General features: G+C 70.5%; 24 protein-coding genes. 13 read left to right on the top strand and 11 right to left on the bottom strand.

What is annotated here, in order from left to right; genetic code table 11:
* Positions 1 to 8: 8 nt before the first annotated feature.
* Positions 9 to 896, bottom strand: coding sequence for a hypothetical protein (locus FDO65_RS17015; protein WP_137450917.1), 888 nt, complete (start codon positions 894 to 896; stop codon positions 9 to 11).
* A 507-nt stretch (positions 897 to 1403) separates the two neighbouring features.
* Between FDO65_RS17015 and FDO65_RS17010 the strand changes: the two genes are divergently transcribed.
* The 8 genes from FDO65_RS17010 (at position 1404) to galK (ending at position 11774) form a co-directional block, all read left to right on the top strand.
* Complete coding sequence (locus tag FDO65_RS17010; protein ID WP_137450916.1) at positions 1404 to 3608, top strand: alpha-galactosidase; 2205 nt, start codon at positions 1404 to 1406, stop codon at positions 3606 to 3608.
* Between the two features lie 43 nt (positions 3609 to 3651).
* The gene (locus FDO65_RS17005) at positions 3652 to 4581 is read left to right on the top strand and encodes a carbohydrate ABC transporter permease (protein ID WP_137450915.1); all 930 of its coding nucleotides are present in this window, start codon (positions 3652 to 3654) and stop codon (positions 4579 to 4581) included.
* A gap of 10 nt (positions 4582 to 4591) precedes the next feature.
* Positions 4592 to 5563, top strand: coding sequence for a carbohydrate ABC transporter permease (locus FDO65_RS17000; RefSeq protein ID WP_137450914.1), 972 nt, complete (start codon positions 4592 to 4594; stop codon positions 5561 to 5563).
* A gap of 180 nt (positions 5564 to 5743) precedes the next feature.
* Positions 5744 to 7144 carry an ABC transporter substrate-binding protein gene (locus FDO65_RS16995; RefSeq protein ID WP_137450913.1) on the top strand — a complete coding sequence of 467 codons (1401 nt, stop codon included), beginning with the start codon at positions 5744 to 5746 and terminating at the stop codon, positions 7142 to 7144.
* Positions 7145 to 7244: 100 nt separating this feature from the next.
* Positions 7245 to 8444 carry an ROK family transcriptional regulator gene (locus FDO65_RS16990; RefSeq protein ID WP_137450912.1) on the top strand — a complete coding sequence of 400 codons (1200 nt, stop codon included), beginning with the start codon at positions 7245 to 7247 and terminating at the stop codon, positions 8442 to 8444.
* A 131-nt stretch (positions 8445 to 8575) separates the two neighbouring features.
* The gene (galT, locus tag FDO65_RS16985; RefSeq protein WP_137450972.1) at positions 8576 to 9664 is read left to right on the top strand and encodes a galactose-1-phosphate uridylyltransferase; all 1089 of its coding nucleotides are present in this window, start codon (positions 8576 to 8578) and stop codon (positions 9662 to 9664) included.
* On the top strand, positions 9661 to 10623 hold the full coding sequence (galE, locus tag FDO65_RS16980) for a UDP-glucose 4-epimerase GalE (protein WP_137450911.1): 963 nt from the start codon (positions 9661 to 9663) through the stop codon (positions 10621 to 10623). The genes galT and galE overlap by 4 nt, the downstream gene beginning before the upstream one ends.
* A complete protein-coding gene (galK, locus tag FDO65_RS16975) occupies positions 10620 to 11774 on the top strand; it encodes a galactokinase (RefSeq protein WP_137450910.1) in 1155 nt (384 codons plus the stop codon). Before galE ends, galK begins: the two co-directional genes overlap by 4 nt.
* A gap of 53 nt (positions 11775 to 11827) precedes the next feature.
* Here galK and FDO65_RS16970 read toward each other — a convergent pair whose 3' ends face one another.
* From FDO65_RS16970 to FDO65_RS16960, 3 genes are read right to left on the bottom strand one after another with little or no spacing between them, the layout of a single operon-like run.
* A complete protein-coding gene (locus tag FDO65_RS16970; RefSeq protein WP_137450909.1) occupies positions 11828 to 12802 on the bottom strand; it encodes an aldo/keto reductase in 975 nt (324 codons plus the stop codon).
* Positions 12799 to 14661, bottom strand: a complete 1863-nt coding sequence (locus tag FDO65_RS16965; protein WP_420847550.1) for an ABC transporter ATP-binding protein — start codon at positions 14659 to 14661, stop codon at positions 12799 to 12801. Before FDO65_RS16965 ends, FDO65_RS16970 begins: the two co-directional genes overlap by 4 nt.
* Complete coding sequence (locus FDO65_RS16960; protein ID WP_137450907.1) at positions 14658 to 14903, bottom strand: hypothetical protein; 246 nt, start codon at positions 14901 to 14903, stop codon at positions 14658 to 14660. The genes FDO65_RS16965 and FDO65_RS16960 overlap by 4 nt, the downstream gene beginning before the upstream one ends.
* A 159-nt stretch (positions 14904 to 15062) precedes the next feature.
* Here FDO65_RS16960 and eat point away from each other — a divergent pair, with 159 nt between their 5' ends.
* From eat to eutC, 3 genes are read left to right on the top strand one after another with little or no spacing between them, the layout of a single operon-like run.
* Positions 15063 to 16520, top strand: a complete 1458-nt coding sequence (gene eat / locus FDO65_RS16955; protein WP_137450906.1) for an ethanolamine permease — start codon at positions 15063 to 15065, stop codon at positions 16518 to 16520.
* The gene (locus tag FDO65_RS16950) at positions 16517 to 17929 is read left to right on the top strand and encodes an ethanolamine ammonia-lyase subunit EutB (RefSeq protein WP_137450905.1); all 1413 of its coding nucleotides are present in this window, start codon (positions 16517 to 16519) and stop codon (positions 17927 to 17929) included. The genes eat and FDO65_RS16950 overlap by 4 nt, the downstream gene beginning before the upstream one ends.
* Positions 17929 to 18720 (top strand): ethanolamine ammonia-lyase subunit EutC, encoded by a 792-nt coding sequence (gene eutC, locus FDO65_RS16945; protein ID WP_137450904.1) that lies wholly within the window; start codon positions 17929 to 17931, stop codon positions 18718 to 18720. Before FDO65_RS16950 ends, eutC begins: the two co-directional genes overlap by 1 nt.
* An 82-nt stretch (positions 18721 to 18802) precedes the next feature.
* Here eutC and FDO65_RS16940 read toward each other — a convergent pair whose 3' ends face one another.
* Genes FDO65_RS16940 through FDO65_RS16930 form a run of 3 tightly spaced genes read right to left on the bottom strand, consistent with a single transcriptional unit; the run spans position 18803 to position 20621 of the window.
* Positions 18803 to 19387 (bottom strand): TerD family protein, encoded by a 585-nt coding sequence (locus tag FDO65_RS16940; RefSeq protein WP_137450903.1) that lies wholly within the window; start codon positions 19385 to 19387, stop codon positions 18803 to 18805.
* A 37-nt stretch (positions 19388 to 19424) separates the two neighbouring features.
* Positions 19425 to 20000 carry a TerD family protein gene (locus FDO65_RS16935; protein ID WP_137450902.1) on the bottom strand — a complete coding sequence of 192 codons (576 nt, stop codon included), beginning with the start codon at positions 19998 to 20000 and terminating at the stop codon, positions 19425 to 19427.
* Between the two features lie 42 nt (positions 20001 to 20042).
* On the bottom strand, positions 20043 to 20621 hold the full coding sequence (locus FDO65_RS16930; protein WP_137450901.1) for a TerD family protein: 579 nt from the start codon (positions 20619 to 20621) through the stop codon (positions 20043 to 20045).
* 131 nt (positions 20622 to 20752) lie between these two features.
* Between FDO65_RS16930 and FDO65_RS16925 the strand changes: the two genes are divergently transcribed.
* Positions 20753 to 21346, top strand: coding sequence for a hypothetical protein (locus FDO65_RS16925; RefSeq protein ID WP_137450900.1), 594 nt, complete (start codon positions 20753 to 20755; stop codon positions 21344 to 21346).
* Positions 21347 to 21373: 27 nt separating this feature from the next.
* Positions 21374 to 21877, top strand: coding sequence for a DUF421 domain-containing protein (locus FDO65_RS16920; RefSeq protein ID WP_137450899.1), 504 nt, complete (start codon positions 21374 to 21376; stop codon positions 21875 to 21877).
* 7 nt (positions 21878 to 21884) lie between these two features.
* Here FDO65_RS16920 and FDO65_RS16915 read toward each other — a convergent pair whose 3' ends face one another.
* From FDO65_RS16915 to FDO65_RS16900, 4 genes are read right to left on the bottom strand one after another with little or no spacing between them, the layout of a single operon-like run.
* Positions 21885 to 23342 (bottom strand): hypothetical protein, encoded by a 1458-nt coding sequence (locus FDO65_RS16915; RefSeq protein ID WP_137450898.1) that lies wholly within the window; start codon positions 23340 to 23342, stop codon positions 21885 to 21887.
* Complete coding sequence (locus FDO65_RS16910) at positions 23339 to 23905, bottom strand: TerD family protein (protein WP_137450897.1); 567 nt, start codon at positions 23903 to 23905, stop codon at positions 23339 to 23341. Before FDO65_RS16910 ends, FDO65_RS16915 begins: the two co-directional genes overlap by 4 nt.
* Positions 23906 to 24409 (bottom strand): hypothetical protein, encoded by a 504-nt coding sequence (locus FDO65_RS16905; RefSeq protein ID WP_137450896.1) that lies wholly within the window; start codon positions 24407 to 24409, stop codon positions 23906 to 23908.
* Between the two features lie 17 nt (positions 24410 to 24426).
* A complete protein-coding gene (locus FDO65_RS16900; RefSeq protein WP_137450895.1) occupies positions 24427 to 25635 on the bottom strand; it encodes a toxic anion resistance protein in 1209 nt (402 codons plus the stop codon).
* Positions 25636 to 25693 lie beyond the last annotated feature (58 nt).

The following is a 25693-nucleotide window of genomic DNA, read 5'->3' as shown; positions in this document are numbered from 1 at the left end:
TACACCGCTCAATTCAGCGGAGGCGCGTTGTCGCCCAGACCGACGACGCTGTCGGTGAGGAACCTGTCGTCGCTGCTCTCCACCACACAGCGGAACAGGAACAGATCTTCCTGCCCCTCGGCCAGCACGGTGATCTGCCCGGCGGCGGGTCGTGCGTCGACCCTCACCGTGAGCCGGCCGCCGCGGCTGGGATCCCGCGTGCCCATCAGCTCGGCGGCGGTGGACCGGCACACGGTGTCGTCGTCCTGGGTCGGCGTGCCGTCGTCGGCGCTGCGGATGGCCAGGACCTCTCCGCGATGCCAGGACCTGCAGCTGACGGTGTCGGGGAGTCGATCGGCCACGGCGTAGCAGGCGCGGAGGTTCATCGGCCGCGACGCCATGGGGATCAGATCGCCCAACGTGCCGGTGAATGTTCCGACCCGCGTGAGCGGGCCGCTGACGTCCGGGGTGACGGCGGACCGGGGGGTGATCACGCAGGCGGACACGTCCGGCCCGGCCTCCGAGCCGATGGCGACGATGTCGGTGTCGAAGACGACTGGCGGCGCGGCCCACGCCGCCCCGGGTACCGGGGCGGAGAACGGGTCGCGCCGGTCGAGTCCCAGCGGCTGGAGCACTGTCTGGCCACGCTGCCAGCATCCACGCTTGAGGTCTCCGAGCAGGCTGGGGGCGAACGGTTCGCCGCCGGTGTTCCAGGTCCGGATGATCTGCTCGGTGTGTGGATCGGTGCACTGCACCGGGCGGGCCCGATCGGTTTCCGTCACGCACAGGCCGGCCGCCAGGGCGTGGTCCACCGCGGCCGGTGCAGCGAGCCCGGACACCTCCTGGCGCCGGGTGGGCCCGGCGATGAGGAAGACGAGGATGACGGCGACGGCGGCGACACCGGCTCTGCGCGACATTGCGGCACCCGACCTTCCGTCGAGGACGACCGTGGACGTGCAGTGCCCTGTTCCCGGTTCACCAGCGGGGGCCGGCAACTTCCAAGGAGAAAGATACGTCGGTGGGGCGTCGGCGGCTCGAGCGGCCGTCCGGGTCCGGGATCGGCGGCCTGTGGGGCTGCGAACGGGTGTCTTTTGTCCGGTTGTGACCCTTTGAGTCCAGTTGATTCCATGAACAAACAAAATCTGGACGTCAGACCGATGATCACAACCGGGTCGCCGGCAGACTGACTGAGTTGCGGTGGCTGCGGCGGAGGCCCACCATCGGCTTCGCCCTCGTGGATCGCGATCGCCAGGTCCCTGAGCAGCCATCATGACGATGCGGTCGGCGGATCGAGGCCGGACGCCAGGGGGCACGCGAAGTCGCTCCATATTCCCGTACCCCAGACCGTTGACCCACTCTTCGCCCGTATGATTTCATCAAGTTAGTAACCACCTGGAAGTAAGACCGAGCTCACTGGAGAGTCGATGTCGGATCAGGCCCGCCCTGACGTGGTGCACCTGACCGCCGGCGGCGTCAGTCTCGTACTGGAGACGTCGGAGGATCGGCTCCCCTCGGTGGTCTACTGGGGTGCCGCACTCGGTGACCTGACCGCGTCCGACCTCGGCGAACTCCTACGGTCCTCGCACGGGCCGTTCGGCAACACCCGGTTCGACGTCCCCGAGCGGGTCAGCGTCCTCCCGACACCGGCCGAGGCCTGGATCGGTCGCCCGGGCATCACCGGAAGCCGGGCTGGAAGGGACTTCTCGCCGTCCTTCACCCTCGCCGGCAGCCACCCCGTCGCGGGTGACGAGGTGACTGCCGTCGGCCGACGGTTCGACGCGGTGGACGAGGTCGCCGCACTCGAGCTGAGCATCGAGATCGCGCTCACCCACTCCGGTCTGGTCCAGCTGCGCTCGACCCTGACCAACCGGGGCGCGCAGGAGTACCAGGTCGACGGTCTCGTCATGACCCTCCCGGTACCGACCCGGGCGAACGAACTGTTCGACCTCACCGGCCGGCATGCCCGCGAGCGGGTGCCGCAGCGGGCACCCTTCGGGGTCGGTATCCATTCCCGCGAGTCGAGACAGGGCCGTCCGGGCCTGGACTCGTCGTTCCTGCTCGCCGCGGGGACCCAGGGATTCGGCTGGGAAACCGGTCAGATCTGGGGCCTGCACGTCGGCTGGTCCGGGAATCAGGTGGCCTACGCCGAGCGCCTCTACAACGGTCACCGCGTGCTGGGCGCCGGCGAGCTGCTGCTGCCCGGCGAGATCCGTCTGGCCACCGGGGAGTCGTACACCTCGCCGGTGATCCATGCGGTCGCCGGCACCGGACTCAACGAGGTCGCCCAACGCTTCCACCGTTATCTGCGCTCCCGCCCGCAGCACCCGGTCGCCCCCCGTCCGGTGCTGGCCAACACCTGGGAGGCGGTCTACTTCGACCACGACCTCGACCGGCTCATCGCGCTGGCCGAGCGAGCGGCGGAGGCCGGCGTCGAGCGCTTCGTGTTGGACGACGGCTGGTTCCTGCACCGTCGCAACGACACCGCCGGTCTCGGTGACTGGATCGTCGATCCGGCGGTCTGGCCGAACGGCCTCAAACCGCTCATCGACAAGGTCGACGAGCTCGGAATGCAGTTCGGTCTGTGGGTTGAACCCGAGATGATCAACCTGGATTCCGATCTCGCTCGCGAACACCCGGAGTGGATCTTCCGCGCCGGGGGCCGCGCCGGGCTGCCGTCCCGCCAGCAGTACGTCCTGGACCTCGGTCACCCCGAGGCCTACGCGACCATCGCCGGCCGCCTGCATGCCCTGCTGGACGAATACGACATCCGCTACCTCAAGTGGGACCACAACCGGATGGTCGTCGAGGCCGGCCACGGCCCCGAGGGAGCGCCCGGGGTGCACGAGCACACCCGAGCCGTCTACCGGCTGATGGACGAACTGCGGGAGCGCCACGCGGGTCTGGAGATCGAGTCCTGCGCCGGCGGCGGCGGCCGCATCGACCTGGGCATCCTCGACCGCACCGACCGGGTCTGGGCCAGCGACTGCATCGACGCCCTGGAGCGCCAACAGATCCAGCGGTACACCCAGCTGCTGTTGCCGCCGGAGCTCGTCGGCACCCATCTCGGCGATGCGGAAGCGCACACCACCCGTCGACGGCACCACCTGGCCTTCCGGGCGGCCACCGCGATCTGGGGTCACATGGGCATCGAGTGGGACCTCACCGCCACGTCCCCGGGCAAGCGCGCCGAGGTCCGCCGGTGGGTCGACCTGCACAAGGACCTGCGCCCGCTGCTGCACACCGGCGATGTCGTGGTCGGCGACCATCCGGACCCGGCCTTCTGGGTCAACGGTGTCGTCGCCACCGATCGGTCCGAAGCGGTCTTCGGCATCACCTGTGTGGCCCGACCGGACACCTTCCCGCCCGGACGGATCGCGCTGCCCGGGCTGGATCCGGACACCCGCTACACGGTCACCCCGGTCGCGCCCGCCGACCATCTGCCCGGCGGCACCCAGCTGCCGGCCTGGTGGGACACCGGTGTCACCCTCACCGGCCACGTGCTGCACGAGGTGGGGCTCCAGATGCCGGCCATGTTCCCGGATTTCACCCACATCGTTCGTGCCCGCGCCGTCGGCGACGAGACCGTCGACCACGGCGGCCGCCCTGCCTCACCGGCCACAAAGGAGTGACTGTCGTGAATCCACACGCACGCATCGAAGGCGGGAGGACGCCATGAGCGCGACCGCCGCACCGACCACTCAGACCAAGACCGCGCCGGTCAAGCCCCGCCGCTCACTCGGCGACCTCAAGATCGCGCTGTTGTTCATCGCCCCCGCCCTGCTCGGCTTCTGTGTGTTCTTCGTCTGGCCGACCATCCGGGGCATCTACCTGAGCTTCACCAATTTCGACGGCAGTAACCGGACGCCAGGCTGGGTCGGCCTGGCCAACTACAAGCAGATGCTCAGCGACCCCGTCCTGGGAAAGTCGCTGCTAGCGACGCTCGAGTACGTGGTCATCAACATCGTCGTCCAGACGATCCTGGCCATCCTCATCGCCGTCCTCATGCAGCGGGTCGCCAAGTCCACGCTGGCCCGGGGCATCCTGTTGCTGCCGTACTTCATCGCCAACGTCATCGTCGCGCTGGTCTGGTTCTGGATGCTCGATCCCAACCTGGGCATCGTCAACGACCTGATCGAGAAGGTGGGTCTGGACGGTCAGTCCTGGTTCGGCAACGGCAGTCTCGTCATCCCCACCATCGCGCTGATCAACGTCTGGCGCTACATGGGGTACACGGCGCTGCTGATCTTCGCCGGCTTGCAGACAATCCCGTCCAGTGTGTACGAAGCGGCATCGCTGGACGGCGCCGGGGAGCTCAAGCAGTTCTTCACCATCACTCTGCCGCTGCTGCGTCCGGTGCTGGTCCTGGTGCTCATCACGTCGGTCGTCGGATCTTTCCAGGTCTTCGACACCGTCGCGGTCACCACCCGCGGCGGACCGGCCAACGCCTCCAACGTGATCCAGTACTACATCGTCGACCAGGCGTTCAACCGCAGCCACTTCGGTTACGGCGCAGCCATTTCCGTGCTGCTGTTCGTGATCCTCATCGTCGTCGCCCTGGTCCAGTTCAAGGTCCTGCGGGGCCGCGAGTCGGACCTGGCGTAGGAGCACACCGATGACCATTCCCCCCACCACCGACACGGTCCGCGATCCCGATCTGCTGGATCGACCGCTCGACACCGACGCCGCCGGACCGGTCGCCCCCGAGAAGAAGTCGTTCTCGCTCGGCCGCCTGCTCGCCTGGGTCGTGACCGGGCTGATCATGCTGGTCACGTTGTTCCCGTTCTACTGGATGGTGCGGACCGCGTTCTCCAACGGCTCGACCCTGGCCGCCAACCCGGGGAGCCTGCTCCCGGTCAACTTCACCTGGGGAGCCTTCCAGCGCGTGCTCGGACTGTCCTCGATCGAGGATGCCCGGGCCCAGGGCGGATCCGGCGCATCGATCGACTTCTGGCTGGCCCTGCGCAACTCCGTCATCATCTCGCTGGTCATCACGGTCGGCCAGACGCTGTTCTCGGCCATGGCCGCCTATGCGTTCTCCCGGCTCGTCTGGCCCGGCCGTGATCTCGTGTTCGGCCTGTTCCTGGCCGCGCTGATGGTGCCGCCCATCTTCACCAGCCTGCCCAACTTCCTGCTGATCAAGAATCTCGGGTTGATCAACACGCTGCCCGGCATCATCCTGCCGTTCCTGTTCATGACGCCGTTCGCGGTCTTTTTCCTCCGCCAGTTCTTCCTGGGTCTGAGCCGGGAGGTGGAGGAGGCGGCCAAGATCGACGGGGCCAGCAACGTCCGGATCTTCTTCAAGCTCATCGTCCCGATGAGCTCGGCGCCGATCACCACCCTGGCCATCCTGACCTTCATCGCGTCCTGGAACGAGTACCTGTGGCCGCTGCTGGTCGCCCGGGACGCGTCCGCGCAGCCGTTGACCCTGGCACTGGGCATCTTCCGGTCCCAGACGCCGGGTGGTTCGCCGGACTGGGCCGGACTGATGGCGATGACGCTGCTGGCCGCGCTACCGATCATCCTGCTCTTCGTCGCCTTCGGCCGGCGGGTCGTCAACTCGATCCAGTTCTCCGGCATCAAGTAAGCCGGGATCCCGGTCGCGGGAGTTCCGGCCCCGCGATCGGGTTCCTTTCCACCGCTGCCTTCCTCCTGCGAGGCCGCGCGTCGTCGGCGCGCATCCTCACCTCCCCACCGGGTCTTCCCGGTACCCCACGGCCCCACGGGCCATCACCGGCCGCCAGGCCGTCAGAAAGGAAAGTTCTCGATGAAGAGATCTCGGAGGTCGTTCGCGGCCATCGTCGCCGGCGGGGCCGCCGTGGCCTTGGCCCTGACCGCCTGTGGCGGCGGCAGCAGCGACACTGCCGGCTCCACCGTCGCTTCCGTCGGCGGCGCCCAGACCGCCGCCGCCGGTGGCGATGTCAACGGCACCATCGAGTACTGGCTGTGGGACTCCCTGCAGCTGCCGGCCTATCAGGAGTGTGCCGACGCGTTCGCCAAGAAGTACCCGGGCGCCAAGGTCAACATCACCCAGTACGGCTGGGACGACTACTGGGCCAAGGTCAACAATGGCTTCACCTCGGGCACCGGACCAGATGTGTTCACCGATCACCTGTCCAAGTACCCGGAATTCGTCAACAAGCAGTACATCCTGAACCTGACCGATGCCCTCAAGGCCGACGGTGCCGACAAGGACATCTACCAGAAGGGTCTGTTGAGCCTCTGGACCGCGCAGGACGGTGGGATCTACGGCCTGCCCAAGGATTTCGACACCATTGCGATGTTCTACAACGAGGACATGCTCAAGGCGGCCGGGTACACCGACGCCGACGTGCAGAACCTGACCTGGAATGCCACCGACGGTGGAACGTTCGAGAAGTTCATCGCCCACATGACCATCGACAACAACGGCGTGCGCGGTGACGAGCCCGGATTCGACAAGGCGAACGTCAAGACCTACGGCTTCGGCCAGGAGAACCTGACCGATGGTGTCGGACAGACCCAGTGGAGTCCTTTCACCGGAAGCAACGGGTGGGACTACACCAATGTCAATCCGTGGGGTACCCAGTTCAACTACGGCGACGACAAGTTCGCTGAGACGATGGCCTTCTACAAGTCGTTGAGCGACAAGGGTTATTCGCCCACCATCGACAAGACGGTGGGCGTGGACACCGGCACCCAGCTGGCGGCGGGGACTTTCGCCACCGTCTTCGAGGGCAGCTGGAACACCAGCAGCTACCTCAGCAAGGGCGTCAACCTCAAGATCGCCCCGACCCCGGTCGGACCGAGCGGCAAGCGTGCCTCCATGTTCAACGGTCTGGCCGACTCGGTCAACGCCGCGTCCAAGAACCAGCCGACCGCGGTGAAGTGGGTCGAGTTCACCGGTTCGCAGGAATGCCAGGACCTCGTCGCTGCGCAGGCCGTCGTCTTTCCGGCCATCCCCGAGTCGACCACCAAGGCCGAGGACGCATTCAAGGCCAAGGGCATCGACATGTCCGGCTTCACCGTGCAGGTCAAGGACGGCACGACCTTCCTGACCCCGATCACCGATCACGCGGCCGACGTCACCGCGCTGATGGCGCCGGCGCTGCAGGCCTACATGGGCGGCCAGGCGGACGCGTCCTCCTTCAAGGACGTCAACGACCAGGTCAACGCGCTGTTCAAGTAGCACCGAACGACCCGGCGCGGCCGGGACGGGTGGGCGCACCCGTCCCGGTCCCGCCGGCGCCGACCGGCCGTGACGGGCCCCGCGGGAGAACGAGGCAAACGTGACGAGTGACCTGGCGGTCGCCGCTAGAGTGCAGCGCATGGTGGAACGGGCAGGAGCGGTTCCCCCTCTGTCCAGCGCCTCCCGCGACACCCTCGTCCGGCTCCTCGTGCACGGCCCGGCTTCCCGGGCCGACCTGGCCCGACAGTTGCGACTGTCCGCCGCCAGTCTCACCCGTATCGGCCGTTCGCTGGAGGACGGCGGCATGGTGGTCGACGCCGAGGCCGCCGTCCCCCAGCGCATGGGCCGGCCGTCCCAGGCGATGGACGTCAACGTCGATGCCGTCCACCTGATCGGCATCAAGCTGTTGGCCGGCGAGATGGACCTGGTGCGCACGGACATGCGCAGCACCGTGCTGGCCCACCGCACCGTTCCCCTGCCGTCCCACGCGGTCGCGGACGCGGTGCAGTGCATTGCCGACGCGGTCCTGGCCGAGGTCGCCGTCGACCCATCGGTCGCCACCGTCGGTATCAGCCTGGCCGGGCCGGTCGACCCGCATTCCGAGATCGTCACCCACTCACCCTTTCTCGGCTGGCAGAACGTGCCGCTACCGCGCTTGGTGAGCGAGAAGATCGGTCTCCCAGTGGTCATCGAGAACGATGTCCGCGCCCTCACCGCCGCCGAACACTGGTTCGGCGCCGCCGCCGGGGCCACCGATTTCGCGCTGGTCACCATCGGTGCCGGAGTGGGCTGCGGAGTGGTCATCGGAGACCGTCTGGTCGACGGGCGCAGTGGCGCCGCCGGCCAGGTCGGTCATCTACCGGTCACCGATTCCGGTCCGCTGTGCGAGCGCGGCCACCGCGGTTGCGTCCGCTCCTACCTCGCCTCCTCGCTCATGGTGGCCCAGGGGGCCACCGCCCTGGGCCACCCGGACCTGACCTACCAGGGTCTGATCGGCCTCGCCGCGGACGGCGACCCGGTGGCCGGGCGCATCCTGCGGGACGCTGGTTACGCCCTGGGTACAGTCGTCGGGCTCGTGGCATCGATCGCCGGGCCCAGCAAGGTCATCATCTCCGGCGAGGGGGTCCCGATGGTCCCCCTGGTCATGGACGTCGTCGAGCAGCGGGCCCGCGAGGTCGAACACTGGGCGGCCCCCCGCGTGCCCATCGAGGTCGCCGAGTTCGGTTTCCTGGAATGGGCTCGGGGCGCGGCCGTCGTCGCCTTGCAGCAGTTGCTCGAGTCGTCCATCGGACTGGCCTGACCGCAGCGAGACGAGCAGCGAGTCCGCTGCCGTGATTCCGGCGCACCCTGATCCAGCACTTCTAGCGCAGATTGGACGGCATCGTGCCGAGCCCCGCCCCGACCACTCCCGTCACCCGCAGCGAGGCCAGGATGGCCGACGGTCGTCAGTTGTTCTACTTCGACGAGACCGACCATCCCGGCCGGGTTCTGCACGACCCGCGTGAGCTGCCGACGGTGCTGCCGGCGTCCATGGTGCGCTACGACGCCCTGTTGGGCGAGTGGGTCGGCATCGCCGGCCACCGGCAAACCCGGACCTATCACCCGCCGGCGAACGCGTGCCCGCTGTGCCCGTCCAGCGATGCCAACGCGAGCGAGATTCCCTCGCCCACCTACGACGTGGTCGTCTTCGAGAATCGCTTCCCGTCCTTCGCCGGCGGCGAGGGCACGGCGACCGTCGGCGATCCAGCGGCGTGGATCGGACAGTCCCGACCGGGCAGTGGCCGATGCGAGGTGGTCTGCTTCACGTCCGAGCACCACACCGTGCTGTCCCGGCTACCCGTCCGACGGATGCGCACGGTCATCGAGGCCTGGACTGACCGCACCGCGGCGCTGTCCGCGGAGCCCGGCGTCGAGCAGGTGTTCTGCTTCGAGAACCGGGGCGTGGAGATCGGTGTCACCCTCGCGCACCCGCACGGGCAGATTTACGGCTACCCGTTCGTCACCCCCAAGACAGCGGCTGCGCTGAGGTCGGCTGCCGACTACCGGCAGCGCACCGGTCGCGACCTGTTCGCCGACATCCTGGCCGCCGAGATCGACGCCGAGGTGCGGGTGGTTGCACAGAACGACACCTGGATCGCGTTCGTCCCCTTCGCGGCCCGCTGGCCGGTGGAGGTGCACCTCTATCCCCGGCGGCCGGTGCGGGACCTGACCGGTCTGGACGAGGCGGAGAGGGACGACCTGGCGGCGCTGTACCTCGAGGTGGTCCGGCGCATGGAAGGCGTCTTCGCGGACAGCCTGCCGGCGATCACCGGCGTGCATCAGGCCCCGGTCCACGCCCGGGACGGGGACTACCGGTTGCACCTGGAGGTCTTCACCATCCGCCGCTCCGAGGGACGGATCAAGTACCTGGCCGGCTCCGAGTCGGCGATGGGCGCCTTCGTCAATGACATCGCCCCGGAGTCGGCTGCCCAGCGGCTGCGCGATGTCGTCCTGGAGACTGCTGGGGAGGGAGTGCTGTGAAGGCGTTGGTGGTCGGTGGGGCCGGCTACATCGGGTCGGTCGTCACCCGGCTGCTGCTGTCCCAGGGCCACGAGGTGGTCATCCTGGACGACTGCTCCACCGGCCACGCCGACTCGGTTCCGTCGGGCGTCGAACTGGTCCGGGCCGACATCGGCACCGCGGGCTCGGTCCTGGCCGGAGCCGGGTTCGACGCAGTGCTGCACTTCGCCGCCAAGTCGTTGGTCGGTGAATCGGTTCGCGAGCCCGGTCTGTACTGGCGGACCAACGTCGTCGGCACCCGGGCCCTGCTGGACGCGATCACCGAGTACCAGGTCCCGGTGCTGGTGTTCTCGTCCACGGCCGCGACCTACGGTGACCCGGAGACGGTGCCCATCCTCGAGTCCGCAGCGACCCGACCGACCAGCCCGTACGGGGCGAGCAAGCTCGCGGTCGACATGATGATCACGGGGGAGTGCGCTGCCACCGAGCTGGCCGCGGTGTCGCTGCGCTACTTCAACGTCGCCGGCGCCGCCCTCGGGGTGGGCGAGAGACACGGTGTGGAGACCCATCTCATCCCGAACGCCATCCGCGCGGCGCGCGGGCTCGGTGAACCCCTGCAGGTGTTCGGTGACGACTGGCCCACGCCGGATGGCACCCCGATCCGGGATTACGTCCACGTGTTGGATCTGGCTCGGGCTCACGTGCGAGCCCTGACCGCGGCCCGGCCCGGTGAGCACCTGATCTGCAACCTGGGGAGCGGCGACGGTTCGTCGGTGCGCGAGGTGCTCACCGCGGTGGAGCGCGTCAGCGGGCATGCGGTGCCGCATTCGGTCGGCCCGCGCCGGGCCGGCGACCCGGCGCGGCTGATCGCCTCCTCCGCGGTGGCTCGCCACCGGCTGGGGTGGACCCCGGAGCTCGGGTTGTCGGAGATGATCGAGGACGCCTGGCACTTCCACACGACGGGAACGACCATCCGATGAGCCCTGCCGACATCGACGTCCGTGCGCTCTTCCGCGCCAGTTTCGACCGGGAGCCGGACGGAGTGTTCTCCGCCCCCGGCCGGGTCAATTTGATCGGCGAGCACACCGACTACAGCGGGGGACTGGTGCTCCCGTTCGCCATCGACGCCCGCGCTGTGATCGCCGCGGCCGGCACCGATGACGGCCTGGTCAGCATGGTGTCGGCGCAGCGGCCCGGTGCGGTGGTGACCGTCCCGCTGGCGGGGTTGGCTCCGGGTGCGGTGGACGGCTGGGCGGCCTACGTCGCCGGTTCCGTCTGGGCCGCCCGGGAGGCGGGCGTCGCGGTGTCCGGCCTGGCGCTGGCGCTGGATTCGACGGTGCCCAGCGGGGCGGGACTGTCCTCGTCCGCCGCGCTGGAATGCGCCGTCGTCCTGGCGGTCGCCGGTCTGGCCGGCCAGTCGCTGGAACCGTTGGAGGTGGCGCGGATCGCCCAGCGGGCCGAGAACGCGTTCGTCGGGGTGCCCTGCGGCCCGATGGACCAGACCGCCTCGGCCGCCTCCGAGGCCGGCTCGGTGCTGTTGTTCGACACCCGGGCCGGCACGATCGACCACATCCCGTTCGATCCTGGTGCGGCCGGCCTGTCCGTCCTGGTGGTCGACACCCGGGTGTCCCACTCGCTGGCCGACGGCGAGTACGGCCGCCGCCGCGCCTCCTGCGAGCGGGCCGTCGACATCCTCGGTGTCGAGCAGCTCCGCGACCTACGGCTGGACGATCTGGCCGGCACCCTGGCCGCCCTGCCGGACGACGAGCTGCGCCGCCGGGTCCGCCACGTCGTCACCGAGAACGCGCGGGTCGTGCAGGTGGTCGAGCTGCTGCGGGCCAGCCGGATCGACGAGATCGGGGACCTGCTCACCGCATCCCACGTCTCGCTGCGCGACGACTACGACGTGTCCTGCGCCGAGCTCGATGTGGCGGTCGAGGTGGCGCTGGCCGCCGGTGCGCTGGGTGCCCGGATGACCGGCGGCGGATTCGGTGGGTCGATCATCGCCCTGGTCCCCACGGCGTCCGCCGCGGGCGTGGGCGACGCGGTCATCGCCGCGTTCGCCGAGCGTGGCTGGACAGCGCCAGTGGTCCGTCCGGTCAGCCCGGCCGCCGGCGCCCGCCGGGACTGACCGCGACGGCCGGGACCGTCCCGCACCGCCGCGAGGCCCGGCTGACCTGACGGTCAGCCCACCGGGATGTCCGGCCGCAGCAGGCCCCGCGCCTGCAATGCGGTCCACACCGCCGCGGGGACGGCCGCGCGGTGGGCCTGGGCGTCGGCGTGCATCTCCTCGGGCGAGCGGGCTCCGACGACGACGGAGACGACGGCCGGGTGCAGCAGTGGGAACGCGACGGCGGCGGCCGTGAGGGTGGTGCCGTGGTCGGCGCAGACCGCTGCGATGCGGCGGGCGCGTTCGACGAGATGACCCGGCGCCCGGGCATAGTCGTAGGTGGCGTCCGGGTCGGGGTCGGCGAGCAGTCCGGAATTGAAGACGCCGGCGGCAATCACGGATTTGCCGAGCCGGTCGGCGGCGGGCAGGACATCGTCGAGGGCCTGCTGGTCGAGCAGGGTGTAGCGGCCGGCCAGCAGCACGATGTCCGCGGCTGTCTCGGTGAGGAACCGGGTGAGCATGCCGCTCTGGTTCATCCCGGCCCCGATCGCTCGGACGACGCCCTGATCGCGCAGCTCGGCCAATGCCGGGATGGCCTGTTCGGCGGCCTGCGCCCAGTGTTCGTCAGGGTCGTGGACGAGGACGACGTCCAGCCGGTCCAGCCCCGTCCGCCGCAGGGTGGCGTCGATCGAGCGCAGTACCCCGTCGCGGCTGTAGTCGCGGACGCGACGGTGGGTGGCCGGGACGTCGAAACCTTCGTCGTCACGTCGGCCGGCCGCCGGTTGCTCGACCAGCAGCCGCCCGACCTTCGAGCAAACGACGTACTCGTCGCGCGGGCGGTGGGCCAGGGCCCGGCCGAGTCGACGTTCGGACAACCCGAGCCCGTAGTGCGGCGCGGTGTCGAAGAATCGCACCCCCTCCTCCCAGGCGGCGTCGACGGTGGCCTGCGCGGTGCTGTCGTCGATCCTGGTGAAGAGGTTGCCCAGCGGGGCTCCGCCGAGTCCGAGCGAGCCGAGAGGCAGGCCGCCGCCGACGATCTCCTGGGTCACGACATCTTCTCCTCGTCGGTAGGGCCGGGGGTCGGGATGGCGACGGGCGGCGCGTCCGGCCGCGGGGGCGCGACACCCTCGTCGGCCACCAGCAATTGTGTGGCCGCCAGTTCGCGATAGAGCGGGGTGCGGTCGAGCAGTTCGGTGTGGGTGCCGACCCCCACCACCCGGCCGCCGTCGAGCACCACGATCTGGTCGGCGTCGACCACGGTGGACAGGCGGTGGGCCACGACCACCAGGGCCGTCCCGTCGCCGTGCTGCTGCACCGCCCGCAACGCCTGGGCCAGGGCGGCCTCGTTGCGGGCGTCCAGGCTGGCGGTCGGTTCGTCGAGCAGCAGCAACTCCGGGCGGGCGAGCAGCGAACGGCAGATCGCCAGCCGCTGACGCTCGCCGCCGGACAGCAGCACCCCGCCTTCCCCGACCTGCGCGTCCAGCCCCAGCGGGGAACGGGTCGCCACCGCGGTCAGGCCGGTGGCCACCAGCACGGCGTCGACCTGGGCCGGGGTCGCGTCCGGCGCGGCCAGCAGCAGGTTCTCCCGCAGCGTGCCGGCCAGCACCGGGGCCTCCTGCTCGACGTAGCCGAGCCGGGCCCGCAGGGCGGCCCGGGGCAGGTCGCGCAGGTCGACGCCGTCGAGCCGGATGCGGCCAGCCGCCGGGTCGTCGAACCGTTCCAACAGGCCGAGCAGGGTGGACTTGCCGGCCCCGGACGGCCCGACCAGCGCGGTGCGGGTGCCCCGCGCCGCGGTGAACGAGACGTCCTGCAGCACCGGTGAGTCGCCACCGCGATGGACGAAGGTCAATCGCTCGACCGCCAGCAGCGGTGCGCCCGACGGCGGGCGCGGCGACGTCGGGACGGTGGGCGGGCCGGGGTCCTCCTCGGGCAGGTCCAGCACCTCCTCGACCCGGGACAGGGCGCCCAACCCCTGCTGCAGCTGCGCGTAGGCCCCCAACAGCTGGCCGAGCGGGAGCACCAGCAGGAACAGGTACAGGATGAAGGCGACCAGGTCGGCCACGGTCAACGCGCCGCTGGCCACCCGGTAGCCGCCGACGCCGAGGACGGCGACGAACGCGCCCTGCACGGCCACGCCGACCAGCGGGGAGATGGCCGCCCGCACCCGGGCCGCCCGCACTCCGGCGTCGTAGGCCTGTTCCGCGGCCACCCCGACGGCGGCGACTTCCCGGTCGGTGGCCCCGGAGGCCCGGATGGTGCGGACCGCGCCGAGCGCCCGTTCGACGGCGGCGGTCATCGCGCCGACCCGTTCCTGCGACAGACGGGCCAGCGCGCGCAGCCGTCGGCCGACCAGCACTCCGGCGGTCACCCCGACGCCGACGGCCAGCAGGGTCACGCCCAGCAGGGTGAGGTCGACCAGGGCCATGGCGATGACGGCGCCGACGGCCAGCAGCGCCGACGAGGCCACCTCGACCAGACCCGAGGTGACCACCGCCCGCAGCAGCGTGGTGTCCGAGCCGACCCGGGAGATCAGGTCGCCGGTGCGGCGGGCGTCGAGGTCGGCGACCGGCAGCCGCAGCAGCCGGTCGACCAGCCGCCGGCGGGTGTGCAGCACGATGCCCTCGGCCGTCCGCTGCAGCAGGAACTCCTGGAACGCGCCGATCACCGAGCCGGCGATGAGCACCACGACCACCAGGACGACGGTCCCGGTGACGGCGGCACCGACCTGGACGCCGTCGATGACCTGCCGGACCAGCAGGGGCTGGGCCAGCCCGGTGGCCGCGGTGACCAGTGACAGGGCCGCGGCGGCGGCCAGCGGTCCGCGGTGGGCGCGGAGGTAGGGCAGCAGGCTGCGCAGCCCGGCTCGTCGGTCCTTGGCGTCGGGTGGCAGGGTCGCGGGCTCGGTCAGCGGTCGCCCCAGCGGCAGAGGCGGAACCGTTGGTGCGCCGCCTGTTTGCTCACGCCCATGGCCAGGGCGATCGAGGCCCAGGACGCCGACCGGACCCGGGCGCGGCGCACGGCCAGTTCCTCGAGCGTCTCCAGTTGGCGGCGGGCCGCGGCCAACGCGGCCAATGCCTCCAGAGGGTCGTCGTCCGCCGCCCGGGCCACCAGTGCTGCCAACTCGGCCACCTCCTCGTCGCGCGCGATCATGCCGTCAACTTTGCTTGACGGTGGCTCCTCCGTCAAGGGACGTTGACGAGCCGCCCCGACCACCAACCGACCCGTGCCCGAAACAATGTCCTTACATGACGCTCCTAGCCTGACGCCGTCATCGCTGCACCGGCATTCCCGGACGAGGGGTCGTCGACCATGAAGCCGTCGGACACATCCGCCACCACCGCACTCCCCGCCGGAGCCGGCGAGAACACCGCCCAATCCGACTATCTGGCTCGGCGATCACTGCGCACCGGAACGGCCGGGTGGATCCTGCTCGCCGGTCTCGGGGTCAGCTACGTCATCTCCGGCGACTACTCCGGCTGGAACTTCGGTCTCGCCGAGGGCGGGTTCGGCGGCCTGTTGATCGCCGGCGTCGTCATCGCGGCGATGTACCTGTGCATGGTGCTGGGTATGGCCGAGATGTCGTCGGCCCTGCCGGCCGCCGGCGGCGGCTACACCTTCGCCCGGCGCGCGCTGGGACCGTGGGGTGGGTTCGCCACCGGAACGGCGATCCTGCTCGAGTACTCCATCGCCCCGGCGGCCATCGCCACCTTCATCGGGGCGTACGTCGAGTCACTCGGCCTGTTCGGCATCACCGACGGCTGGTGGATCTACCTGGCCGTCTATGCCCTCTTCATCGGCATCCACCTGGCCGGCGTCGGTGAGGCGCTCAAGGTCATGTTCGTCATCACCGCGATCGCGCTGGTCGGGTTGGTCGTCTTCGCCGTCGCCGCGATCGGCGGCTTCTCCTGGGCCAACCTGTTCGACATCGCCCCGACCGACGCGGCCGGGGCCACCGACTTCCTGCCGTTCGGCTACCTGGGCATCTGGTCCGCGGTCCCGTTCGCGATCTGGTTCTTCCTGGCCGTCGAGGGGGTGCCGCTGGCCGCCGAGGAGGCGGCCGACCCGACCCGCAACGTGCCCCGCGGCATCATCGCCGCGATGGCGGTGCTGCTGGTCAGCGGGGCGGTCGTGCTGTTCCTGGTCCCCGGGATCGGTGGCGCGGCGGCGATGTCGGAGTCGGGCAACCCGCTGGTCGAGGCGCTGGGCAGCGGCGCGGCGGCCACCGTCGTCAACTACATCGGTCTGGCCGGCCTGATCGCCTCGTTCTTCTCGATCATCTACGCGTACTCGCGCCAGCTCTTCGCGCTGTCCCGGGCCGGCTACCTGCCGACCAGCCTGTCGATCACCAACCGGCGCAAGGCCCCGACGCTCGCCCTGATCGTTCCGGGCGTCATCGGCTTCGCGCTGTCGCTGACCGGGCAGGGCGCGATGCTGCTCAACATGGCCGTCTTCGGCGCGGCGGTCAGTTACGTGCTCATGATGGTCAGCCACATCGTGCTGCGGGTCCGCGAACCTGAGATGCCCCGGCCGTACCGGACGCCGGGCGGGGTGATCACCACCGGGTTCGCGCTCGTCGTCGCCGTCCTCGCCGTCGTGGCCACGTTCCTGGTCGACAGCACCGCCGCCCTCTGGTGCCTCGGGGCGTTCGCCGCGTTCATGGCCTGGTTCGGGTTCTACAGTCGGCACCACCTGGTCGCCGCCTCGCCCGACGAGGAATTCGCGGCTCTGGCGGCGGCCGAGGACGACCTGAAGCACACTGAGCCATGACGGTCTATCGGCAGACGCTGGACGGGCACACCTACACCTTCGACGGCATCGTCGACCTGCTCGCCAAGGCAACCCCGCAACGCTCGGGCGACGAGCTCGCCGGCTGCGCCGCCACCAGCGACGCGGAACGGGCCGCCGCGCAGTGGGCGTTGGCCGACGTCGAGCTGGCCACCTTCCTGCAGCACCCGGTGATGCCGTACGAGACCGACGACGTGACCCGGTTGATCATCGACCGGCACGACGCCGCCGCGTTCGCGCCCGTCCGCTCACTGACCGTCGGCGAGTTCCGTGACTGGCTGCTGGCGGTGGCCGCCCGACCGGACGCCGCCGACGTGCTCACCCCCTTGGCGCCGGGCCTGACGCCCGAGATGGTCGCCGCGGTCAGCAAACTCATGCGCAACGCCGACCTGATGGCGGTGGCCAAGGCGGCCCGCGTCACGACGGCGTTCCGTAACACCATCGGCCTGCCCGGCCGGCTGGCCACCCGGCTGCAGCCCAACCACCCGACCGACGACGCCAAGGGCGTGGCCGCCGCGGTGCTGGACGGTCTGCTGCTCGGCTCCGGTGACGCGGTCATCGGCATCAACCCGGCGACCGATTCCCCGGCCACCGTCGCCGAGCTGCTGCGGCTGCTCGACGACATCCGCTCCCGGTTCGACATCCCCACCCAGACCTGCGTTCTCACCCACGTCACCACCACGCTGGACCTGATGCGGCAGGGCGCCCCGGTCGACCTGGTCTTCCAGTCGATCGCCGGCACCCAGGGCGGCAATGCCTCCTTCGGCGTCGAGATCGAGATGCTTGCCGAAGCCAGAGATGTGGCGCTCAACCTCGGACGCGGCACCGTCGGCAACGACGTCATGTACTTCGAGACCGGCCAGGGCTCGGCCCTCTCGGCCGGCGCGCACCTCGGGGTGGACGGCCGGCCGGTCGACCAGCAGACCCTGGAGGTGCGGGCCTACGGCTTGGCCCGGGAGTTCCACCCGCTGCTGGTCAACACCGTGGTCGGCTTCATCGGACCCGAGTATCTCTACGACGGCAAGCAGATCATCCGGGCCGGGCTGGAGGACTACTGCTGCGGCAAGCTGCTCGGCCTGCCGATGGGCGTGGACGTCTGCTACACCAACCACGCCGAGGCCGATCAGGACGACATGGACAGCCTGCTGATGCTGCTCGCTGCGGCCGGGGTCGGGTTCGTCATCGCCGTGCCCGGGGCCGACGATGTGATGCTCGGCTACCAGAGCCTGGCCTTCCATGACGTGCTCTCGGCCCGTTCCGTCCTCGGGCTGCGGCCGGCACCGGAGTTCGAGACCTGGCTGCAGACCGTGGGTCTGAGCGACGAGCGCGGCGGTATCCGGCTCATCGACCCTTCCGGCTCGGCCCTGCAGCAGTTGACGGCGGTGTCCTGATGAGCACCACCCCGGAGACCACCGGACCGCCGACCGGCCCCGACTTCTGGACCCGGCTGCGGGAGACGACGCCGTCGCGGATCGGGCTCGCCCGTACCGGCGACGCGATCACCACGAGGCACCTGCTGGAGTTCCGGTCGGCGCACGCCGCCGCCCGCGACGCCGTCCACGAGCCGCTGGATGTCGCGGCCCTGACCGAGCAGGTGACGGCCCTCGGCCTGGGTGACCCGGTGACGGTCGCCAGCCGCGCCGCCGGGCGCAGCGAGTACCTGCGGCGCCCCGACTTCGGCCGACACCCGGCCGATCTCGGCCCCCTGGACGACGTCCCCCGCGGGCGGGACATCGCCGTCGTGCTGGCCGACGGGCTGTCGCCCCGGGCCCTGTCCGAGCACGGGGCTCCGCTGGTCGGCGCCATCGTCGAGGCGCTGGGTGACCGGTGGTCGATCGCGCCGCCGGTGATCGCCACCCAGGCCCGGGTCGCACTCGGCGACCACATCGGCGCCGCGCTCGAGGTGGGGACGTTGATCGTGGTCATCGGGGAGCGGCCCGGGTTAAGCGTGGCCGACAGCCTGGGCGTCTACCTCACCCAGGGACCCCGGGTGGGGCTGACCGACGCGGACCGCAACTGCGTCTCGAACATCCACCCGCCCGGCGGCCTGAGCTACGCCCAGGCCGCCCGGGTGGTGGCCGGTCTCGTCGAAGGGGCCCGCGCGCTGGGCCGTTCCGGGGTCGCCCTCAAGGACACCTCACGGGCGGCCGTCGAGGCGGCCGAACGCAGCGCCCTGGACTGACGCCCGGCGCCGATCCCGGTGTGGGTCGGTAAAGAATGCCGCTACCACTGGCGTGGTTGCGGCATTCTTCACCGACCCGGGATTACGAGAGCGACTGCCGGGCCAGCGGCACCAGCTGGTCGGCGGTACGCGCGTTGCCGGGGGCCCCGATGGCGGTGAAGGTCCAGCCGGTCCCGGAGCGGGACAGCCGGGCCATGACGACGGCGGTGTGCGAGCCGGACCCGGTCAGCGTGTAGCGGACCAGTTCCTTGTCGTGGTCGGCGGAGTCGACCACCCGGGCGGTGGCGTTCTCGATCTGGCCGAAGTTCTGGCCGCTGTAGCTGTTGACGGTGAAGACGATGTGCGTGACGGCGGCGGGCACCCGCGGCAGGTCGACCATGATCGACTCGTCGTCCCCGTCGCCCGCTCCGGTGAGGTTGTCGCCGGTGTGGATGATCGAGTTGTCCCGCGAGCGCAGGTTGCCGTAGTAGACGACGTCGAGCACCTGACCCTGGGCGTCCAGCAGCAGGGCGGAAGCGTCCAAGTCGACGGCCACCTCCTTGGTGCCCCCGAAGAAGCCCTTCTTCTTCATCGCGTCCCAGCCCAGGCCCATGCGGACCTGCGAGAGGCCTCCGCCGTTGTCCTTGGTCAGGCTGACGGTCTGGCCCTTGCTGAGATTGACTGCCACGGTGCACCTTTCGCTGGGGAACAGGGACATGCAGGTGTTACAGGTTGACGCCGTAGTCCTTGGCGATGCCGGCCAGGCCGGTCGAGTAGCCCTGGCCGATGGCCCGGAACTTCCACTCGGTGTTGTGCCGGTACAGCTCGCCGAAGACCATCGCGGTCTCCACCGAGGCGTCCTCGGACAGGTCGTAGCGGGCCAGTTCGGTGCCGTCCTCGGAGTTGACGACCCGGATGTAGGCGTTGCGGACCTGACCGAAGGTGACGGCGTTGGCCTCGGCCTCGTAGATGGAGGCCAGGAAGACCACCTTGGTCAGGGTGTCGGGTGCCGCAGCCAGATCGACGGCGATCACCTCGTCGTCGCCGCCGCCCTCGCCGGTGCGGTTGTCGCCCTGGTGCTCGATGGCACCCTCGGGGGATCGCTTCTGGTTGAAGAAGATGAAGTAGGCGTCCGACAGCACGGTGTCGTCACTGCCCAGGCCGAGGGCGCTGGCGTCCAGATCGAACGTGGCGCCGGTGGTGGTCCGGGCGTCCCAGCCGAGACCGACGGTCACCGCCGTCATCCCGGGCGCCGCCTTCGTCAGGGACAGGTTGCCGCCCTTGACCAGGCTGATCCCCATGCGTGAACTCCTTCGTCCGCGTAGTGGTGTGGGTCGGCTGGGTCAGCCGACGTTGACGCCGAAATCGCGGGCGATGCCGGCCAGGCCACTGGCGTACCCCTGGCCGATCGCCCGGAACTTCCATTCCCCGTTGTGCCGGTACACCTCGCCGAACACCATCGCGGTCTCCACCGAGGCGTCCTCGGTGAGGTCGTAGCGGGCCAGTTCGTCGTCGTTGGCCGTGTTGACCACGCGGATGAACGCGTTGCGGACCTGACCGAACGACTGCTGGCGGGTCTCGGCGTCGTAGATCGACACCGGGAACACGATGGAGGACACCTGCGGCGGGACCGCGCTGAGATCGACGACCACGACCTCGTCGTCACCCTCGCCCTCGCCGGTGAGGTTGTCGCCCTGGTGGGCGATCGACCCGTCCGGTGACGTCAGGTTGTTGAAGAAGACGAACCACTCGTCCCCGAGCACCTTGTGGTTAGCGCCGAGCGCCAGCGCGCTGGCGTCCAGGTCGAAGTCCTGGCCGGCGGTCGAGCGGACGTCCCAGCCGAGCCCGACCGCGATGGTCGTCAGGTTGGGCGCCGCCTTGGTCAGGCTGACGTTGCCGCCCTTGGTCAGGCTCACACCCATGGTCGATCCACCCCTTCGTCGACGCGTCCGGCCCGCTCGCGGGGCCGTCGTGACGGTCACCGGAGGCAGGGATTACCAGGGTACGCATCCTCGACCGTGACGAATCGGTCCGACCGGGTACTGCTGTGGAGGTGAGCGATCCGCCGGTCACGTACTTCCGCCCGCACCGACCGGTCACCGACGACGGTGACTCGACGCTGAGGGCCGTCCGGGTCGGGCGACGGCCACCGGCCGCCCTGTGGGCCCGTCGATCGGCGACCGCGGCGCTCGTCGCCCTGGTGATCGCCGGGGGTGCGGGGTTGCTCGGGGTTCGGTCCGACACCCGGACGGCCACAGTGACCGGCGGCGACGGGACGTGGTCGCTGACGGTGACCTACGCGGCGACCGCCCGGGCCGGCTGGGACGTCCCGCTGTCGATCCGGGTCCAGGCGCCCGGCCCGCTGGCGCAGCGGCCGGTCACCCTGGCCATCGACCGCGCCTACCTGGACCTGTTCGAGACCCAGGGCTGGAACCCCGACCCGTCATCGTCCACCGGTGACGGCGACCGGGTGGAGCTGGAGTTCGACACCCCGGCCGACGCCGCCGTCTTCCAGGCCGACTTCGACGCCTACATCCAACCGTCGGCCCAGTTGGGCGCGAACAGCCGCATCGCGCTGCTCATCCCGGTCGACGGCCAGGAGCAGGAGGTCGCCGCCGTCGACATCACCACCACCCTGCTGCCCTGAGCGGGCGGCCCGTCGGAAGGAGTCGGCATGGAGATCGTCTTTCGGGCCGCCGCGATGTTCTTCTTCCTGTGGCTGGTCACCCGGGTGGTCGGCCGGTCGACCCTGGGCGAGCTGAGCACGTTCCAGCTCATCCTGTTCATCACGATGGGCGACATGATCCAGCAGGCGGTGACCCAGCAGGATTACTCGGTCACCGGGGGAGTGCTGGCCGTCTCCGTCTTCGCCGTGTTGACCATCGCCTTGTCCTGGGCGAATGCCCGGTGGCCGGCGATCCGCGCCGTCACCCACGGCGTCGCCATCGTCGTCGTGCAGCACGGTGAGCCGCTGTTGGACACCCTGCGGGCCGAGCGGATGTCGCTGGACGACCTGATGGCCGCGGCCCGGCAGCAGGGCTTCGAACGGTTCGCCGATATCCGGCTGGCCGTCCTGGAGGCCAACGGTCAGGTGTCGTTCTTCGCGAACGAGGGTTCGGCCGGGGCCGAGGCCGGCAATGGCCGGGCCGGAGCCGCGGCCCCGCCGCCGGGGGGATAGTCGGGGTTCAGTCGACCGGCGTCTGGTCGTCCAGCCAGCTGATCCGGTCGAACCCGTAGGCCCGGCACGCTTCCTTGACGGTGCGACCGGCCAGATCCCGTTCAGCCCGAACGACGAGCTCGCCGTCGACCTGGTAGATCGCGGCCACCACCGTGACCACCGCACTCGGCGGTTGGTCCAGCGGGATCTCGATCTTCGCGCCGCCGAACGTGGTGATGCGCAGGGTGCCGCCCCACTGCAGCGGGGCCCCGTTGCCGGAGAACGCGTAGACGACCACCCGTTCCAGGTCCCGGACCTGACGCAGATCGATCTCCAGCTGTTCGGCCGGTCCGCGCGAGGCGAGCACGATCGGTCGCTGCCGTTCGTGCGCCGGTCCGAAGCGCCGACCGGTCGAGTGCTGCACGGTGGAGGCCAGTCCGGAGGTCAGTTGGTAGGCCGCACCCAGCCGCAGATCGCCCACGCCGGGGCCGACCACCGCGTCGATGGTCAGCGTTCCGATCGCCGACTGACGGCGGTCGAGCACCACCTCGGGTGCGCTCGGCTGCAGAACGGTCGGGATGCGGTTGTCGGTCCGGGCCGGGCGCCAGATCGAGGTGCTGGGCGGGGTCGCCGGGCCGGTCGGACGAGCCGGCGCCGACGGCGATCCGCCGCCACCCAGGTCGAGGGACGTGCCGGAACCGGTCGCGCGGGCAGCCGGGGCAGGACTGGCTGTCGGGGTCGGTCCGAGGTCCAGTGACGTCGAGCTGGACGGTGCCGGCGGCGCCGGGGCCGCGGGTGGTCCGCCGAGGTCGAGTGATGTCGAGCTGGCCGGTGCCGGCGGCGCAGGGGCCGCGGGTGGTCCGCCGAGGTCGAGTGATGTCGAGCTGGCCGGTGCCGGCGGCGTGGGGGCCGCGGGTGGTCCGCCGAGGTCGAGTGATGTCGAGCTGGACGGTGCCGGCGGCGCAGGGGCCGCGGGTGGTCCGCCGAGGTCGAGGGAGGTGGATCCACCACCGGTCGCGGGGGCCGGGGCGTCCAGGTCCAGGGACGTGGAGCCGGCGGGCGTCGGAGGAGCCGGCGGCGCGTCGAGGTCGAGGGACGTGGAGCCCCCGCTGGGAGCGTGAGCGGGAGCGGGGGCGTCCAGGTCCAGGGACGTGGTTCCACTCGTCGGGACGGCCGGAGGACCACCGAGATCCAGGGAGGTCGGGGCGCCGCCGGCCGCGGGTGCGTCGAGGTCCAGGGATGTGCTGGCGGCGGGGCGGGACGACGGTGGGGCGGCTGCCGCCGGGCGGGGCGCAGGGGCGGTTCGCGTTACCGGTCGGGACGCGGCCGCCGGGGCCGCCACCGCGGGGGGCCGTGCGGCCCCAGGCCGCGGGGAGTGACTCGCGATGAACTCCGCGATGACCGGGTTGGACGTCGCCGGCCTCCGCCGGTGACGCAGGAACGTCAGGTCGGGGCGGGGTCGGGCCTGGTCCGGGGCCAGGGTCACAGCGGCACCCCGTAGTCGGCGGCGATCCCGGTGATGCCGTTGTCGTAGCCCTGGCCGATGACCTTGAACTTCCAGCCGCTGGAGTGCCGGTAGAGCTCACCGAGGCAGATCCCGGTCTCCGAACGGAGCGCCGGGGCCAGGTTCTCGGAGCGGATCAGCTCCTGACCGTTGGCCAGGTCGAGCACCCGGATCGCGCATTCGCGCAGCTGGCCGAGGGTACGCCGGGCTCCCGGGCCCTCGTTGATGTACAGCGCGACGACGATCCGTTCGATGTCGGCCGGAACGGCGGACAGGTCCACCTCGATCTGTTCGCTGTCGTCGCCCAGCGCCTGGGTCAGCTGGCTGACCGACAGGTCGGGGCTGGTCAGCTGGTTGAAGAAGACGAAGTGGTCGCCCGACGGGACCCGGTGGTCCTGGTCGCACAGGATGGTCGCGGCGACCAGGTTGCCGGCCAGGGCGGCCTCGGCGCCGGCGTTGAACCGCACGCCGAGGACGACGCCGCGCAGGTGGGGGATCTCCTGGGTCAGCGCGACGTTGGCGCCGCGCTTGAGCGGGGGGGCCATCTAGAGATCGAGCTCCGATCGGGCGAACTTGGTGCGCAGGAAGCTGCCCTGCGCGAGCAGGGCGTTGGCGTCATCGTTGCGGACCGCGGTGAGCGCCTCGAGAGCGGCCCCGAGCAGGAAGTCGAGCTGTTCGGTGAGGGCGATGGTGGGGGTGATCCCGTTGGGCGCCGGCCGGGCCCGGCCCGCCGGGTCCAGGGCCAGGAACGTGCGCAGGGTGGTCGGCAGGTAGTCGCGCAGCATGCCGTTGAGGGACACCCGGGCGTGGATGTCTAGCTCACGGTCCCGGGTGGTCAGCAGTACCTGGTTGATGGTGTCGGTGATCCGCCGGGCGGTGACCACGGCCGCGGGTGGGAGCTGACCGGCCGAGGCGTTGACGAACCGCACCACCCGGAAGAGCTCGGCGGCCAGTTCTTTCGGGCTGTCCGGCGGTTCGGGCGCCAGCGCGTTCGAGACGGCCGACGCCGCCTCGCCCGGGGAACGGCCGAACAGCCGGTTGAGCACCACGGTGACGTCCGATCGGATCAGGAGCCGGACGACAGTTCGCCGCGGCGGACCCGCTCCAGGTAGGGCTGGGCCCGCTGGATCTGACCTTCCAGGGCGTTGACCGTCTGGGCCATGCTGTCGACGGCCTGGGCCCGGAAGGTGTCGACGGCGTCCATCGCCTGGAAGACGTTGTCGAACGCCTGCTGCAACTTCTCGACCGACACGGTGGCGCTGGCGGCCTGCTCGTTGATGGCCGCACCCTGGATCTTGAGCTGCTCCGAGGTGCGGGCGATGAGGTCGCCGGTCGCGTTGTTCAGCCCGGTGATCTGGTCCAGGACCAACTTCTGCCGGGACAGGGCCTGGGACACGATGACCGCGGTGCGCAGCGCGGCGATGGTGGTGGTCTGGGCGCGGTCGACGCCGCGCATCAGCTCGAGGTTGTTCTTGCGGACCAGGTCAAGAGCCATGTAGCCCTGCACGGCCACGGCCATCTGGGTCTGGATGTCCTGGCGGCGCTGGCGGATCGGGAACAGCGCGTCCGACTTGAGGGTGTTGGCCTCGTCGGTCTTGCCCTGGTTCTCCAGGATGGTGACCTGGTCGGCGACCGCGGCGTCCAGGGCCTCGGCGAGCTGGTTGTACTCGCCCAGCTTGCCCATCAGGGTCCACATGTTGTTCTTCTCGACCTCGATGGCCGCGTTGTCCTTGGCCAGCTCGTCCTTGCCGGAGGCCAGGGAACGCACGATGGCGTCCAGGTGGGACTGGGCGGACTGGTACTTGGCGAAGTACCGGTCGATCTTGTCGCCGCCCGGGATCCACTTGAGGACCTTCTTGATCCCGGTCAGGTCGGCCCGGTTGGGGTCCAGTTCGGTGATCGTCACCCGCAGGTCGGACAGGGTGGACGCGACCCGGGTCTGGGCGTCGCCCTTCTTGCCGGACAGGGCCGCCGCCGGCCGCTCCAGCATCCGGTTCGAGACGTTGGCCGACTCGCGCATCTCGCGATCACCCAGGTTGGTGATCGACTCGATCTTGCGGGTGAAGTCGGGGGAGCGGACGTCCATCGCCGCGAGTTCGATGGCGAACGACGAGGCGCGCTGCTGCAACTCGTTCTTACGCGGATCGGCGACCGGGACCGCGCTGGCGGCCTGCTGCGGCTGCACGACCTGCACCGGGGCGGGCGGGGTGAGCACGAGGTCGGTGGACGAGGCTCCGGTGGCGGACGAGCCGCCACCCAGGTCGAGATCGGTCATCGGGCTGTTCGTCTCCTCGCGGCTGTGCGGCTGTCGGTGCGGCATCCCCGGGATGCGG

The sequence above is a fragment of the Nakamurella flava genome (assembly GCF_005298075.1).
GTDB classification, from domain to species: domain Bacteria; phylum Actinomycetota; class Actinomycetes; order Mycobacteriales; family Nakamurellaceae; genus Nakamurella; species Nakamurella flava.
Note: the sequence above shows the minus strand (reverse complement) of the source record. Positions and strands in the feature narration are given on the sequence as shown.